The 14,280-nt window shown below is 37.3% G+C and carries 13 protein-coding genes; 6 read left to right on the plus strand and 7 right to left on the minus strand.

The window, feature by feature from the left end:
• Positions 1 to 53 precede the first annotated feature (53 nt).
• Positions 54 to 920: a dimethylarginine dimethylaminohydrolase family protein gene (locus tag AC2VNP_RS10145; protein ID WP_486917224.1), complete on the minus strand. Its 867-nt coding sequence runs from the start codon at positions 918 to 920 to the stop codon at positions 54 to 56.
• A gap of 266 nt (positions 921 to 1,186) precedes the next feature.
• On the opposite strand from AC2VNP_RS10145, the gene AC2VNP_RS10150 reads away from it, so the two are divergent.
• From AC2VNP_RS10150 to AC2VNP_RS10160, 3 genes are read left to right on the plus strand one after another with little or no spacing between them, the layout of a single operon-like run.
• Positions 1,187 to 2,086, plus strand: a complete 900-nt coding sequence (locus AC2VNP_RS10150) for an AEC family transporter (protein ID WP_486917225.1) — start codon at positions 1,187 to 1,189, stop codon at positions 2,084 to 2,086.
• Positions 2,087 to 2,123: 37 nt separating this feature from the next.
• Entirely contained in the window at positions 2,124 to 2,942 is an 819-nt protein-coding gene (locus tag AC2VNP_RS10155) for a uroporphyrinogen-III synthase (RefSeq protein ID WP_486917226.1), read from the plus strand.
• 2 nt (positions 2,943 to 2,944) lie between these two features.
• Positions 2,945 to 3,838, plus strand: a complete 894-nt coding sequence (locus tag AC2VNP_RS10160) for a selenium metabolism-associated LysR family transcriptional regulator (protein WP_486917227.1) — start codon at positions 2,945 to 2,947, stop codon at positions 3,836 to 3,838.
• An 89-nt stretch (positions 3,839 to 3,927) separates the two neighbouring features.
• Here the strand turns inward: AC2VNP_RS10160 and AC2VNP_RS10165 are convergent, their stop codons facing one another.
• Positions 3,928 to 4,503: a guanylate kinase gene (locus AC2VNP_RS10165; protein ID WP_486917228.1), complete on the minus strand. Its 576-nt coding sequence runs from the start codon at positions 4,501 to 4,503 to the stop codon at positions 3,928 to 3,930.
• 312 nt (positions 4,504 to 4,815) lie between these two features.
• Between AC2VNP_RS10165 and purT the strand changes: the two genes are divergently transcribed.
• On the plus strand, positions 4,816 to 5,994 hold the full coding sequence (gene purT / locus AC2VNP_RS10170) for a formate-dependent phosphoribosylglycinamide formyltransferase (RefSeq protein ID WP_486917229.1): 1,179 nt from the start codon (positions 4,816 to 4,818) through the stop codon (positions 5,992 to 5,994).
• Between the two features lie 113 nt (positions 5,995 to 6,107).
• Here the strand turns inward: purT and AC2VNP_RS10175 are convergent, their stop codons facing one another.
• Together AC2VNP_RS10175 and AC2VNP_RS10180 are read right to left on the minus strand one after the other, a co-directional pair.
• The gene (locus AC2VNP_RS10175) at positions 6,108 to 7,550 is read right to left on the minus strand and encodes a hypothetical protein (RefSeq protein WP_486917230.1); all 1,443 of its coding nucleotides are present in this window, start codon (positions 7,548 to 7,550) and stop codon (positions 6,108 to 6,110) included.
• A 230-nt stretch (positions 7,551 to 7,780) separates the two neighbouring features.
• Positions 7,781 to 9,028, minus strand: coding sequence for a hemolysin family protein (locus tag AC2VNP_RS10180; RefSeq protein WP_486917270.1), 1,248 nt, complete (start codon positions 9,026 to 9,028; stop codon positions 7,781 to 7,783).
• A gap of 266 nt (positions 9,029 to 9,294) precedes the next feature.
• On the opposite strand from AC2VNP_RS10180, the gene AC2VNP_RS10185 reads away from it, so the two are divergent.
• On the plus strand, positions 9,295 to 9,747 hold the full coding sequence (locus tag AC2VNP_RS10185) for a GNAT family N-acetyltransferase (protein WP_486917231.1): 453 nt from the start codon (positions 9,295 to 9,297) through the stop codon (positions 9,745 to 9,747).
• Between the two features lie 383 nt (positions 9,748 to 10,130).
• On the opposite strand, the gene rarD is transcribed toward AC2VNP_RS10185, so the two are convergent.
• Positions 10,131 to 11,045, minus strand: a complete 915-nt coding sequence (gene rarD, locus AC2VNP_RS10190) for an EamA family transporter RarD (RefSeq protein WP_486917271.1) — start codon at positions 11,043 to 11,045, stop codon at positions 10,131 to 10,133.
• A 190-nt stretch (positions 11,046 to 11,235) separates the two neighbouring features.
• Between rarD and AC2VNP_RS10195 the strand changes: the two genes are divergently transcribed.
• A complete protein-coding gene (locus AC2VNP_RS10195; RefSeq protein ID WP_486917232.1) occupies positions 11,236 to 12,054 on the plus strand; it encodes an alpha/beta fold hydrolase in 819 nt (272 codons plus the stop codon).
• A 93-nt stretch (positions 12,055 to 12,147) separates the two neighbouring features.
• On the opposite strand, the gene AC2VNP_RS10200 is transcribed toward AC2VNP_RS10195, so the two are convergent.
• Both AC2VNP_RS10200 and AC2VNP_RS10205 read right to left on the minus strand, forming a co-directional pair.
• Positions 12,148 to 12,660, minus strand: a complete 513-nt coding sequence (locus AC2VNP_RS10200; RefSeq protein ID WP_486917233.1) for a manganese efflux pump — start codon at positions 12,658 to 12,660, stop codon at positions 12,148 to 12,150.
• A gap of 171 nt (positions 12,661 to 12,831) precedes the next feature.
• Entirely contained in the window at positions 12,832 to 14,211 is a 1,380-nt protein-coding gene (locus tag AC2VNP_RS10205) for an MATE family efflux transporter (protein WP_486917234.1), read from the minus strand.
• Positions 14,212 to 14,280 lie beyond the last annotated feature (69 nt).

A 14,280-nucleotide genomic window follows, 5' to 3' on the forward strand; every position in this document is an offset into this window, starting at 1 on the left:
CTATGCCCTATCATTTGGGCATTTTGGTTGTAGGTGTTGATGGACAGCGTCGGTTAACTAGTTGGTTGTTCACGTAAAAGTGGGAGAGTACAGCACCTGAAGGAACCGCCCGATTTAATAATTTCGGTAATATCGACCTCAATTACCTCAAACCCACGCTCACGAAGTTGTTGGTTTACATTTTTATTAACAGGTAAGCTAATAATTCGCTTTTGTCCAATCGACAAGACATTCGTGCCTAATGTAAACTGTTCATCTTTGGATACTTCAATTAAGTCATAACGTTGACTAAGAACATCTATTTCTTTTTGTTCAAATGCCTCTGGGAAATATAATGCTTCTTTAGGTGAGATCACATTAAAAACACAATCAAGATGTAAATATTTTTCGGTAAAGGGAACAGTGACAACCTCAAATTGTGGTAGTATACTTTGTAAATGGTCAATCGCGTATTGATTCGTACGGTTACTTAACCCAACATAAATAGTCGACTGATCGATGATGACATCTCCACCTTCGATTTCATCGCCGATGAGATTAAAGTAGGAAATTTTTTCATCTTTTAACCACTGTTTTAAAACATCTTCTTCACCTTTTCTAACATCATGTGCCATTTCAGCTACAAAGATTGTTTGGCCTAATGTAAACCCAATATCACGTGTAAATACTTGTTCAGGAAACTTTTCAATTGGTGAAAGTAAAATGACATCAATCCCATAGGTTAATAACGTCTCAACAAATTGTTTATGCTGTTCAAGGGAGCGCTCGATGTGAATTCCTTCATCTTTAAAATGTTTTTGCGTATCATTAATAACTTCACGAATTTTCATATTCTTAGGTTCACATAAAATCACTTTTTTTAATACATCGTATTCACTCATAGCAAACGATTTATATTTTTGTTCTGTAATCGCAGACATGTTCATCCTCCCAGTAATATCATTTCAGTTTAGTATTTCCACTAATTAAACGGATATGTGAATGTGTTTACTGAGAGAGTGGTGTATAGTTGTGTTTAAACCTTGAGCGTTTTACGTAATAAGTTATAAAGATTTAAGGAAGAAGGACGCTTAACAAAGAATTTAATCATCAGTTCTTTATTTCGCAACCCTTAATATTGGTGTATTATTGTCTAAACAAGTAAATCTAAAAAATAGGAGTGCAATAGTATGTCTAGTGATAGCGAATGACAATTTTTGTTAATGTAGTATTGCCCGCCATCTTAATATTTCTTTCTGGTTTTGTTGTTCAGCGGTGGAAAAAGATGGACTTGAAATCGATTTCGACATTAGCGGTATATATATTAACGCCAGCATTAGTATTTCGAACGTTCTATGATGTTCAGTTAGATCAACAGTATGTATTTATTACGATCTTTTCTCTTATTCTCTTATTTGTCCTCATTATCATTAATAAGGTTTATGCGAAATTCCGGAAATATCCGCGTGATGTAGAAAGTGGTTTAATTTTATCAACAGCTTTTATGAATGCAGGTAATTATGGAGCACCGATCATTTTATTCGCTTATGGGGAAACCGGCTTTGCTTATGCCGTTTCGTTTATGGTCCTGCAGTCCGTTATTATGAACTTTTTCGGGGTATACTATGCAGCAAGCGGACAGTTAGGATTTAGAGCCGCGATCAAAACGATAAGCGCCATGCCGTTAACTTATGCGATGATTATTGCGATCCTATTTAATTTATTTAACATTCCACTATCAGCAAACTTATATTCAGCTGTTGATCTTGTCGGTCAAGCGACAATTCCCGTTGTCATGTTAATACTCGGTATGCAATTAGCTGAGCTAAAAGTCGATAAAGTCATTAATAAAGAAAGGCTTATTTATGGCACGACGGTAAGAATGTTTGTATCACCTCTTATTGCTTTTATATTTGTAATGTTGTTTCCTGTAGACCCGCTCTTAGCAAAAGTACTAATAGTGTTAACAGCGATGCCGACAGCCGTTACAACAACGATGTATGCTCTACAATTTAACACGACACCAAAGCTTGTCTCGAGTATTGCATTAGTTACAACTTTAGTCAGTGTTGTGACAATCTCGATTCTTTTAACGATTTTAGGGTAAACTAGATTCATAGGATTAGAATGAAAGGAGTAAACAAATGGGAAATGCATTAGCTGGAAAAACTGTAGTTTTAGCTGCTTCGCGCAAAACAGAAGAGATGGCAACTTTAATTGAAAAACAAGGAGGGACAGCGATTGTTCGTCCTTTGCAAGGAACTGTTTTTTTGGCAGAAGAACAAGTGCAACTAGAACTTAAACAATTAATTGAAGATGGGACCGACTGGATGATTTTTACAACTGGGATTGGAACGGAAACTTTATTAAAAATTGCACAACAAAATGGATTAGAAGAACGGTTCTTACATATGGTTCAACAGGTGAAAGTGGCTGCTAGAGGATATAAGACATTAGCAGCATTAAAGAAACTAGATGTGAAACCAATTGCAAAAGATGATGATGGGACAACAGAAGGTTTATCGCGAGCCCTAAAAGACTTTGATCTTACAGGAAAACGCGTAACGATACAATTACACGGTGAAACGGCACCACGGTTAACGAAGTTTTTAGAAGAAAAGGGTGCTAGAGTCCAACATATTTTACCGTACCAGCATATTGCCCCTGAGCCAGCAACAGTTGATGCACTATGCGAAGAAATTTTTGCAGGAAACGTGGATGCGGTCTGTTTTACAACGGCGATTCAAGTCCGTTCTCTTTTTAATTATGCAAGAGAAAAAGGAACTTATGCTCAGTTATTACCTTTCTTTAAAGAAAAAGTCGTTCCGGTAGCAGTTGGTAAAGTAACGGCTGAAGCTTTTCGAGAAGAAGGGATTAACAATTATGTAGTTCCTGAGCTCGAAAGAATGGGTGCGATGATTATTGAACTTGCTCGATACTATGAAGGTTTAAAAGAAGCTTAATCATGTCACTTGATACCTTACGCATATATGTAACTGTTGTTGAACAAAAGAATTTCTCAAAAGCCGCGAAAATCTTGAATTTATCACAACCGAATGTTAGCTTACACATCCGTAATTTAGAAAATGAATTTGAGGCGACGTTATTACATCGTTCACCAAAACAAGTGAAAGTGACAGAAGAAGGAAAAATATTATATGTGAAAGCTAAGCAAATGCTTTCTTTATATGATGAAGCCAAACAGGAAATGAATGATCGTAAAAATATTGTTCAAGGAACGATTAAAATGGGTGCCAGCTTTACCATTGGTGAGTATATCCTTCCGAAACTTTTGGCTGAATATGCACGGGAAAATCGCGGTGTCACTGTTGAAGTGACTGTTGCAAATACCGAAGAAGTAATAGAACGAATTCGCAGCAATGATTTAGATATTGGGTTAGTTGAAGGGGAAGTTACCAACACGGATGTCGAAGTGCACCCATTTATGGAGGATGAAATGATTGTGATCGCACCGGCAAATCACACCTTAGCCCAATTAAAAGTGGTCAAGCCTGAAATGCTCCAGGAAGAGGTTTGGATCTGGAGAGAAAGTGGGTCAGGTACACGCGCGTACAGTGACCGATTTATGCAAGAGTTGAATTTAAACGTTAAACATTCCTTTATTTTTAGCAGTAGTCAGGGGATTAAAGAAGCGGTGTCTGAAGGGTTAGGAATAGCAATGATTTCGAAATGGACAGTAAGGAAGGAACTTCAAGCTGGAACGATAAAAAGATTAAATATTAACAACCGGAAGTTTGTTAGACACTTTTCTCTTGTCCAATCGAAAAATCCTGGGTATTCAAAAGCCCATCAATTATTTATAGAAAAAATTGAAGGTGCAGATCGATATTTTGATTAATGGTTATGTGTGGGTAATGGGTGGGCATTTTTTAAAGAAGCAAGAGCTTGTACATGTAAAGAAATGTACAAGCTCTTTATGTTTATAAATTATTTATTTGGCTCTAAATACTTTTCAACGAGATTAGCGATTTCAAATGTAGTATGAGACAACTCGTAGTTCTCAACAACGTACTCACACTTTTCCTTGTACGCCATATCTTCGTTATAGTGATCTAAGTGACTTTGAATAACTTCATCTGAGTCCCCGCGACCGTATTGGCGTCTTCTTACTGTTTCTTCATCTGCATATACAAAAATACGAATAACTTTATCGCCATACATTTCTTTTAGAATGTCAGCACCTTCTGTATTCAACACTACCCAAATACAGCCTTTTTTCTTAAACTTCTCTTCAATTTCTTTTTCTTTAATTCCATACAAATACCCGTTAATTTCAACTTTTTCTAAGAATTCTCCGTTACGGTGAGCTTCAAGGAAATCTTCTTCACTTAAATAGTGATAATCGACACCTTCAGTTTCATATCTTCTTTTTGTTCTCGTAGTATGGGAAACGACACCGTTCATATGGAAGGTTGCTCCAACTAGCTTTGCAACTGTTTTTCTTCCTGAACCGTCTGGACCTGTAAAAACAAAAATACGTTCACTCTCTTTTAAGTTATACATGTTTTTTCACTCACCTTTCATATGTATGTACTACTTCTTTATTTTACCTTTTTTTGAATAGAAAATCGAAGGTTAAACTGATATTTTTTGATTTTTTCGTGATTAATAGAAGTTTTGTTGAACATGAAGGGTTTCTCGGGTTTGCTAATGAAGCAATAGAGCTTTACGAGTGAAAGAGATTTCTTTAGTTTAGTCGAACGATATGGTTGTATAACAATCAAAAAGTTCGTGTATTTAGATCGTTATAGTTGATTTATCTAGTATCCTAAGTTAATATGTTCGTGTATAGAAAAAATAAGGGGGATTTACATAATGTACGGTGCACCATTTGATGAAAGTACAAAAAAGATCATGTTGTTAGGTTCAGGAGAGTTAGGAAAAGAAGTGATTATCGAGTCACAACGCTTAGGTGTAGAGACAGTTGCTGTTGATCGTTATGAAAATGCACCAGCAATGCAAGTAGCCCATCGTTCTTATGTTATTGATATGCTAGATGGGGAGGAGCTTCGTAAAATTATAAAAGCCGAAAAACCGGACTATATTGTTCCTGAAATTGAAGCAATTGCGACTGGAACGTTAGTAGAGCTAGAAGAGGAAGGTTTCAATGTTGTACCTACAGCTAAAGCAACGCAATTAACGATGGACCGCGAAGGCATTCGCCGCCTAGCGAGTGAGGAGTTAGGGCTTCCAACTGCAAAATATGCTTTTGCAAATACTTTAAATGAATTAAAAGAAGCTGTTGCACAAATTGGAACACCTTGTGTGATTAAGCCGATTATGAGTTCTTCTGGAAAAGGGCAAAGTGTTTGTCGCTCAATGGATGATGTAGAGAAGTCTTGGAATGAAGCGCTTGAAGGTGGAAGAGGCAAGCAAGCGCGAGTGATCGTAGAAGAATTTATTCATTTTGAATCGGAAATTACATTGTTGACAGTCCGTTCAGTTTCAGGTACTTCATATTGTGCACCGATTGGACATGTACAAAAAGATGGTGATTATATTGAATCCTGGCAGCCGCACCAAATGACAAACGAGCAAATTACCGAGTCTCAAGAAGTGGCAAAAAAAATCACGGATGCTTTAGGTGGGTATGGTTTATTTGGAGTCGAGTTATTTTTAACCCCGAATGGCGTGTATTTCAGTGAAGTTTCGCCCCGACCGCATGATACGGGTATGGTCACACTAGCTACCCAACAATTATCGGAATTCGCACTGCATATTCGTGCTATTTTGGGTTTGCCGATCCCTAACATTCGGTTAGTTTCACCAGGTGCAAGTCATACGATTAAAGCTTGGGAAGAGAGTAAGTCTTATCAAGTGGAGGGCGTAGAAGAGGCGTTAACTGACCCAGATACGCAAGTTCGTATTTTCGGTAAACCAGAAACCAAAATTGGTCGAAGAATGGCTGTCGTGCTTCATACATCAGACTCGGTTGATACTTCAAGAGAAAAAGCGAAAGCTGTTGCTGGAAAAATAAAGGTTACTTATAAATAACTCCAGAGGGTGACTTTTATGGTTAGTGCTGCTTAGAACTCCAACCGATTGAATACTAATGACTGGTGGAGGCTAGTAATGAAACCACTTGAGTCACCCTCAAATTTTTAAACTTATAAGAACATCAACGCGACAATTGTAGAAACGGTTAATCCGATAATTACCGGAATGAAGCTTTTACGAACTAAGTCCATAACTGGTATTTTTGCAAAGCCTGCAATCGCAATGATTGGTGACCAGGCGATTAACGTACCACCGCCAACCCAAATGGCACCCATTTGTCCGATTGAAGCTAGTGTTGTTCCATCCACTCCAATACTTTGACTCAATGCTTCTGACAGGGAACCGATTAACGGTAAAGCGGAAAATCCAGAACCATCTAAGCCTGATATCATCCCTAATAAAAGGACGCCAAAACCAGTAATAAATGCATTTTCAGGAATGGCGTGTTGCCCGGCTTGAACTAAATCAAATAGAAACGCTGGGGCTTGATCAGGATCTTCTAAACGAAATATCTTCGCTGCAAAATCTCCACTACCAATGAAGAAAAAGCCTGCAATGGGAATAACAACGCCCATCACTTTAAAGGCAAACATAAAGCCTTTCGTTATATGATCTGCTACATTTTTTAAGGAAGACTTTACATTTTTTGCGAAAGCAGCCCCAATTATCAAAATGACAGCAATTCCGCCGATGAGTGATGCACCAGCACCACTTTCAATTGAAGGTACTGCATTTGAAAATGTGGCAAGCACAACATAAACGATGATCGCTAAAAAGGTTAGCGGAACAATTAGGGCGAATAAAAAACTATATTTGCTCTTAGCCACTTCGTTTTGTTCGGGTGGACTTATTTCTTGCCCTTGTTCTTGGTCATCTTCATCATTTTGCTCCCATTTGATAAGATTTTCTTTCGAAGGCTTAACTATGGACTTTCGAATCATAAAGTAGGCAATGGATAGTGCAACCGCTCCAGTAATAAGTGAGAGAATGAGCGTTTTATCAGTAATGGCTGCTACATCTAAACCTGCAGAAGAAGCGGTTAACCCTGGTGCAACGCGAATGACAAAGTCTGAAGATAAAGCCATCCCGTGACCTGCTAATGAAATCGCAATAGCCGCACCTATTGGTGGTAAACCTGCTCGAATGGCCACCGGTATTAGAAGTGCACCTATTAGTGGAACAGCTGGTGCCGGCCAAAAAAATAACGATAGGGCATATGTGACAAACACGAGTATCCAAAAGGACAAGTGGCCATTTTTCATCACTTTTTGAAACGGAACAATCATTTGTTCATCAGAACCTATCGCTTTTAAAGCATGCAGAAGTGCCGTCATGATCGCGATAATGAGAAATATATTAAAAAGCTCTGCTGCCGCCGTTAAGCTGGCATTAAAGATCGATTGAACGCCCATCAAAAATGAACCACTGTAGATCCATCCAACAAAAAAGGTCATTAACAACGCGGGAACGACAACGTTTTGTCTAAAAAGCATCGTCATTATAATGATACATGTGCCTATAAGGTACATCCAATGGGCTGCAGTTAAATCCATGATATAAATGACTCCTTTCTGAGAAGATAAGATCGTCAAACAATTATCATGAAATACTGTATGTCAGCCCATAGGCATTTGTGAAAAAAGAGAAATGATAGGAAAAAGAAAAAGTGAAAATAGAAGTGAAAAAAGAAGAGGTAAAAAAAGATGAAGAGGTACCAGGCACCTTTACCACTTTAATAAGGTAAATAAATGAAGGTGCCTGGTACCAATATTTTTTGTAGTACTTAGTTTTTTATTTCGACTTTGACTTTTATGATGCGCCGTTCTTCCGCTTCGGTAATGGTGATTGTTAAATGCTCATATTCTAATTGCTCGCCGACTGTAGGTACTTTTTGAAAGAGTTCAACTAACCAGCCGCCTAATGTGTGATTCGTGCTATTAGGGATTTTGATCTTTGCCAAATCGGCAAAGTCATCTAAATCAAAATCCCCGTAAAATTCATAGAGGTTTTCTTCTAATTGATCTACACCGCGTACTTTATCATCATGCTCATCCCAAATTTCCCCGACTAATTCTTCTAATATATCTTCCAACGTAATGATCCCAGATGTCCCACCGAACTCATCGATGACGACAGCCATATGAACGCGATTTTTTTGTAAGATCGGGAGGAGTGTTGAAACGGTTAAGGTTTCAATAACGAACATCGGCTTACGCACAATTTCTCTAATGTTCACTTTGTTATGCTTAATTAAGTGCGAAAGAAAATCACGTTCAGATAAAATCCCAATAATATTATCAATATTTCCTTCGTAAACAGGTATTCTGGAATACCGCTCTTCAAATAATAACGCCGTCACTTCCTCGAAAGGCATTTCAACATCGATCGCAAAGACATCGGTCCGTGGCGTTAAGATCTCTACAACCCGAATATCATTAAAATCTAATGAGTTATGGAGTAACTCTTTTTCATGATTTTCAATGACGCCTTCTTCCTCACTAATGGTCACCATTTCTTTTAATTCTTGCTCGGTGATCGATGGAGTTAACTCTTCCTTCGTAACAAGAGCTGAAATTTTTTCTTTTAATTGAACGAGAACCCACGTTAACGGCTTAAAAAATTTCATAAGAAACGTTAAAATACCTGCAATTTTTAAGGCGAATGGTTCGGCATTTTCTTTTGCAAATGACTTCGGTAGAACTTCACCAAAAATGAGTACAAGAATCGTCATGACAACCGTGCTTACGAGAAGTCCAGTGTTTGCTCCAAATAAGGTCGTTGCAATTTGAGCGGAAATCGTCGCAGCAGCAATGTTAACTAAGTTATTGCCAATTAGTATCGTAGATAAAGCATGATCAAAATGCTGAGTAATAAAATAAGCCTTCTGTCCACCGCTGCGATTTTCATCAGCATAGCTTTTAATTCTAATCTTATTTGCGCTCGAATATGCTGTTTCCGCTGAGGAAAAGAAGGCGGATAAAAATAAAAGGATGCCAAGAAAAAATAATAAACCTACAGGTATATCCGACAACATAATCGCTCCTAAAATAAAAAGATATATTGGTTATTCTGTCCTAAAACATGAAATTGATGAGAATGGATTAAAATCAAACAGGAAAGTATTAAATTAGACGATTGAAGCGAGAAAAGTAGAACATAACAAATGCTTTTATAGAACGAATTGTGTAAAATAGGTATAGTTAGATACCAATAAATCTCGAACAATCAATTGGATTATTTCTTTGAATTCAATCTTATCCAATACAACCTATAACAATATACATAGAGGTGGGAAACATGGAGTGGAAGCTTAAAACGTTTGAAGAACTAACAAATTTAGAAGTTTACAATATATTAAAAGAAAGAACGAATGTATTTGTTGTCGAACAAAATTGCCCTTATGAAGAAGTGGATGGATACGATCTAATTTCCCATCATTTATTTAAGGAGTGTAATGGAGAGATTGTTGCTTATCTAAGAATTCTTCCTAGGAATACAAAGTATAAAGAGTGTTCGATAGGAAGAGTAATTGTAAAAAAAGAATATAGAGGAACTGGGTTGGCTAAAGAAATGCTTAAACGTGCGATTACTCTAATTGAACATGATTTAAATGACACCGAAATTAAAATTCAAGCGCAACAATATCTAGAGCACTTTTACGGATCATATGGTTTTAAAACCACCTCGGATGTGTATTTAGAAGATGACATTCCTCATATTGATATGATTTATAAAAGTAGCGACAAATAAGCTCGTACGAATAAAAAACACCGCTCTTATAAACTAAGTAGTTTTCTTATAAATAACATATGAATTAGCATATCAACTAACATAGTAATTGGTATGCTATTTTCCGTTAGTACTGTAGGATATTTAGATGAACGAGAACGAGGAAGTTGTAACGGAAATAAAGAAGCAGTACCCTTCATAGAGGTGATGAAGGACAAACTAAGAGAGAAAGCCAAGGGAAGTGTCCTTCATAGGGTTGATGAACGGTATGTTTTAGAAGTGATAACACATATAAAAAGGTTGGGGGAAAGAAACCCAACCTTTTTTGCGTGGTGATTATCTTTTTTTTGATTGTAGTTTTTCCACGTTACTGGAACTGCTTACTTATACAGAGCGCTTCTTTCTTACCCTTGAAACGATTTTTTCTTTTGTAGAAATTTAGGTTCTAGTCTAACAAATAACTTTGTCTTTCCGAATGAAAAGATAAATAAGGCTGACCATATAAATAAAAACGAACTGAAGTGCGCGATTGTAAAAGGCTCTTGAAATAATAAAACGCCAAGAAATAACATAATTGTTGGACCGATATATTGAAAAAAACCTATGAGCGATAAAGATATTCGTCTAGCGCCACTAGCAAATAACAAAAGTGGAATTGCTGTTGCCACACCTGCGCCAATGAGGAGGAGCATGACCTCGAGTCCTTCAGTAGTAAAAGAATTGGCATTTGACCTTGATAAATGAACAATAAATAATAAGGCGAATGGCGATATAAGTAGGGTTTCAATTGTTAAACCGGTCATCGCGCCGACATTGGCAATTTTTTTACATAGTCCGTAAAGGGCGAAACTAACAGCTAATGTTAACGCAGCCCATGGAATACTTCCAAATTGTACGGTCATATGTAAAACACCAGTGAGTGCTAACACAACAGCAATCGTTTGCCAAAACGATAACTTCTCTTTTAAGACGAGCACTCCTAGAATGACTGTGACAATCGGATTAATATAATATCCTAGACTCACTTCGATTACCCGGTCGTTAGTGACGGCCCAAATAAATAAATACCAATTAACACTTATTATCAAAGAAGCTATCGTAATACTAATCATTTGTTTCGGTTGAGTAAGTATTCCTCTTACTTCTTCTATAAAACTTTTAAACTTTCCGAGTGTAAGTAGGATGATAAGCATAAAGACTAAGCACCATACAATTCGATGGGCAAGAACTTCATGCGGCGGAATGGTGTCCATTAATTTCCAATAAAGAGGTAATATCCCCCAGAGTACATATGCACCGATGGCGAATAAGACACCCATAAGATGTTCTTTTGACTGATCTTGTTCCAAGTTGACTCCTCGATTCCAATTTTAGTAATTTGTAAGAACATTTTATGGCGATTTTGGGCAAAAAGCAAGAAATTTTAACTCTAATGGTTGAAAGACTAGGTGATCTACGTAAAAAATGATAGAATAGTAAACGAATTAGAGAGTAGAGAGGATGCTTATTTTGCCTTCAGTACAGGATAGTTTGCGTCATAAAATTTTTCCTCACAACAAATCACTGGAATTACCTTGGGTCGTCATGCTTCATGGGCTTGGGGGGAATTCAAAAATATGGTACAAGCAATTAAAGTACTTTAAACAAAATTTTAATGTCATCACAATTGATTTACCTGACCATCATCCAAATCCATCTTTTAAAGAGTGGGAGCAACATAGTTCTTTTAAAACGTGTGCTCAAATGGTCATTCGTGTGTTAGATGAACATAAGATTCGCAAAGCCCATTTTGTTGGGATTTCTTTAGGGTCTGTAGTCATTTATCAGTTGATGAAAACACACAGCCATCGTTTTCATTCTGCTGTATTAGGTGGAATGGTAGTTCGCTTTAATATGCTGTCTGCAACGTTAATTCGACTAGGTAGCGCACTTAAAAACTTCGTGCCGTATATGTGGCTGTACCGGTTATTTGCCCAAATTATGATGCCGAAGAAAAATCACAAGACATCAAGAAGTATTTTCATTCAAGAGGCGAAAAAGATGGGAAGAGCCTCATTTTTGCGTTGGTTCCAACTTGCGAATCATGTAAAAGAAACAACGCTCGGTGCACATGTAAACATACCGAAGTTATATATTTCGGGTAATGAAGACCATCTGTTTGTAAAACTAGTAAGAGCTCACGTGAAAGACGATGTCAATGGTAAATTGCACGTCATCCCAAATTGTGGACATGTTTGTAACATTGAAAAAAGTGATGAATTTAATGAAAAGGCCATTTCTTTTATCAAATCCAATGACAGGCTCTCACAGTTAGTACAAGCGAAATAGGACTACTTCAAATGGTTCTCTTTTTATTCTAAATAAAAGAACTCATTCTAATGTGAATGAGTTCTTTTGTATTTGTAGGAAATTAAATTTTAGTTAAAATATAAATTTACTTAAACCTAGCACAATAAAAATGGAACCTGGTAAAACAGCGAGGTAACGAAGAACGAAAGAGTTTCTAATTGTATTTCCTTGTATAACCCCGAAAACAATCGCTGCAAAAAGAAAAACCCCAACAAAGAAGGCGAAGCTATACGAACGGCCGGCTAACCCTGCTTGTACGCCATAAGCGAGACCATCGATATTAATAATGATCGCTAGGCGGATTAAAAAGGAGGGTTGATAGAGGGGAGGATTGCTCAGTAATTGGTAGGCTCCAATTACGATTAACAAAATTCCCGATAACACTTTGATCGCATACGTGGGAATAAACTCTCCGACGACATTACCAAAAAATAAAGCAATAAGCATGACAAATGCAGTAAAGATCGAAATAATGGTCAATGTTGATAATTCAATACGAATCCTTTTTAATCCAAAAATAAAGCCAATAATAAACCCGTCTATACTTAGTAGAAACAATGAGAACAGAAAGGCTAGTGCTTCCATTTAAAAATTCCTCCTACTTTAAGATATTGCTCTAGGTAGGAGGTTATTATAGATTTTTAACCAAGTTATAAAATTCTATAAAAAGAAGAAGGTGACTCCTATAGCCTAGTAATTACAATTTCCCAAAGTGTTTGGAACTTGTAATTAGGCTGTTTGAGTCATCTCTCTCTGTTATGCATGGTCTTTTTGTTCCACTTTTCTTACAAAAGACATCTGCTGCCATTTACGACCGCGCCAGCGCCACAGCATAAATAGCCCGCGCAGCCATTCATCTAATATAAATGCAATCCATATTCCGATTAAGCCTAAGCCGAAATAGATTCCTAGAATATAAGAGACGGTAACAGCAATTCCCCACATGGAGAGAATGCCCATATAAACTGGGAAACGAACATCTCCTGCAGCTCGCAAAGAATTAATGACGACCAAGTTGAACGCTCGACCAGGTTCAAGAATTATAGTTAATAGGAGTAACAAGCTACCGACTCTAATAATCTCTTCATTCGTAGTAAAAATAGAAAAGATCATGTCACTAAGGAGATAAAAAATTACCGCCATTCCTGTAGACACGGCTACCGCAATTTTTAAGCTGCGGATACAACGTTTATATGCATCATCTAATTTGTTAGCACCAACTTGATGACCGATTAAAATTTGTGTACCTTGCCCGATGGCCACAGAAAAAAGCAGAATAAACATCATGATATTTTGTGTATAGACTTTCGTTGTTAAAGCTTCAGTTCCAATTGAAGCAATAAAGTAAACAATGACAACTTGTGAAGTATTATAGGCAAGATGTTCTCCTGCTGACGGTATTCCAATCTTAAGCAGGGATTTAATTTCATACTTTGGAAATTTCCCTAAAAAGGATAATGATAGATTTTCATTGACACGTTTATATAGGAGAACTAGTAATACGATGACCCCGAGGCCACGGCTGACAGCGGTGACGACAGCAACCCCAGTTACACCGAGTTCTGGAAATCCAAACGCACCGAAGATAAAGATGTAGTTCCCGATAATATTTAAGATGTTCATTCCGATCGTGACATACATCGCATCTTTCGTAAAACCGTGACTGCGAATAATTGCTCCAGCTGTCATAATTAATGCTTGAATAAATGAAAATCCCCCAACAATTTGTAAATAAGTGACACCATTGTCCATCAGTTCTGGCGGGAGATTCATCATTCTTAATATAGATTCGCTAAAGCAAAAGAGAACGATACTTAATAGGAGACCAAAGATGACATTTGCAAATAAGGATACGACAGCAAAGCGATTTGCCTTTTCACCTTCATTCGCCCCTAAATACTGGGCAACTAAAATACTTGTACCTGTTGCAATAAACCCAAACATCACGATAATGACTGCAAGCAGCTGGTTGGATACTCCAACAGCTGCTACAGCATCATCTGAATATTGGCTGAGCATTAAGGTATCCGCATTCCCCATAATCATATGAAGCATGATTTCGATAAAAATCGGCCATGTAATGGCAAAGAGGGTTAGCTTCCGCTGTTGTTGTTTTTCGTTTTGAAGCACGTTCATCCCCCTTTCCTCTTGTGAGATCATCGTTGGTTGGGGTGTGTTTTAACGTTTGTTCAAGCCTCAATATAC

The sequence above is a fragment of the Alkalihalobacterium sp. TH-98 genome, assembly GCF_057473385.1.

Bases quoted from the DNA above. Each gene is read 5' to 3' on its own strand.
- AC2VNP_RS10145 (WP_486917224.1), bottom strand. From the start codon at position 920: ATGTCTGCGATTACAGAACAAAAATATAAATCGTTTGCTATGAGTGAA.
- AC2VNP_RS10175 (WP_486917230.1), bottom strand. From the start codon at position 7,550: ATGGATTTAACTGCAGCCCATTGGATGTACCTTATAGGCACATGTATC.
- rarD (WP_486917271.1), bottom strand. From the start codon at position 11,045: ATGGGTGTCTTATTCGCCATCGGTGCATATGTACTCTGGGGGATATTA.
- purT (WP_486917229.1), top strand. From the start codon at position 4,816: ATGTACGGTGCACCATTTGATGAAAGTACAAAAAAGATCATGTTGTTA.
- AC2VNP_RS10160 (WP_486917227.1), top strand. From the start codon at position 2,945: ATGTCACTTGATACCTTACGCATATATGTAACTGTTGTTGAACAAAAG.
- AC2VNP_RS10200 (WP_486917233.1), bottom strand. From the start codon at position 12,660: ATGGAAGCACTAGCCTTTCTGTTCTCATTGTTTCTACTAAGTATAGAC.
- AC2VNP_RS10155 (WP_486917226.1), top strand. From the start codon at position 2,124: ATGGGAAATGCATTAGCTGGAAAAACTGTAGTTTTAGCTGCTTCGCGC.
- AC2VNP_RS10165 (WP_486917228.1), bottom strand. From the start codon at position 4,503: ATGTATAACTTAAAAGAGAGTGAACGTATTTTTGTTTTTACAGGTCCA.
- AC2VNP_RS10150 (WP_486917225.1), top strand. From the start codon at position 1,187: ATGACAATTTTTGTTAATGTAGTATTGCCCGCCATCTTAATATTTCTT.
- AC2VNP_RS10185 (WP_486917231.1), top strand. From the start codon at position 9,295: ATGGAGTGGAAGCTTAAAACGTTTGAAGAACTAACAAATTTAGAAGTT.
- AC2VNP_RS10205 (WP_486917234.1), bottom strand. From the start codon at position 14,211: ATGAACGTGCTTCAAAACGAAAAACAACAACAGCGGAAGCTAACCCTC.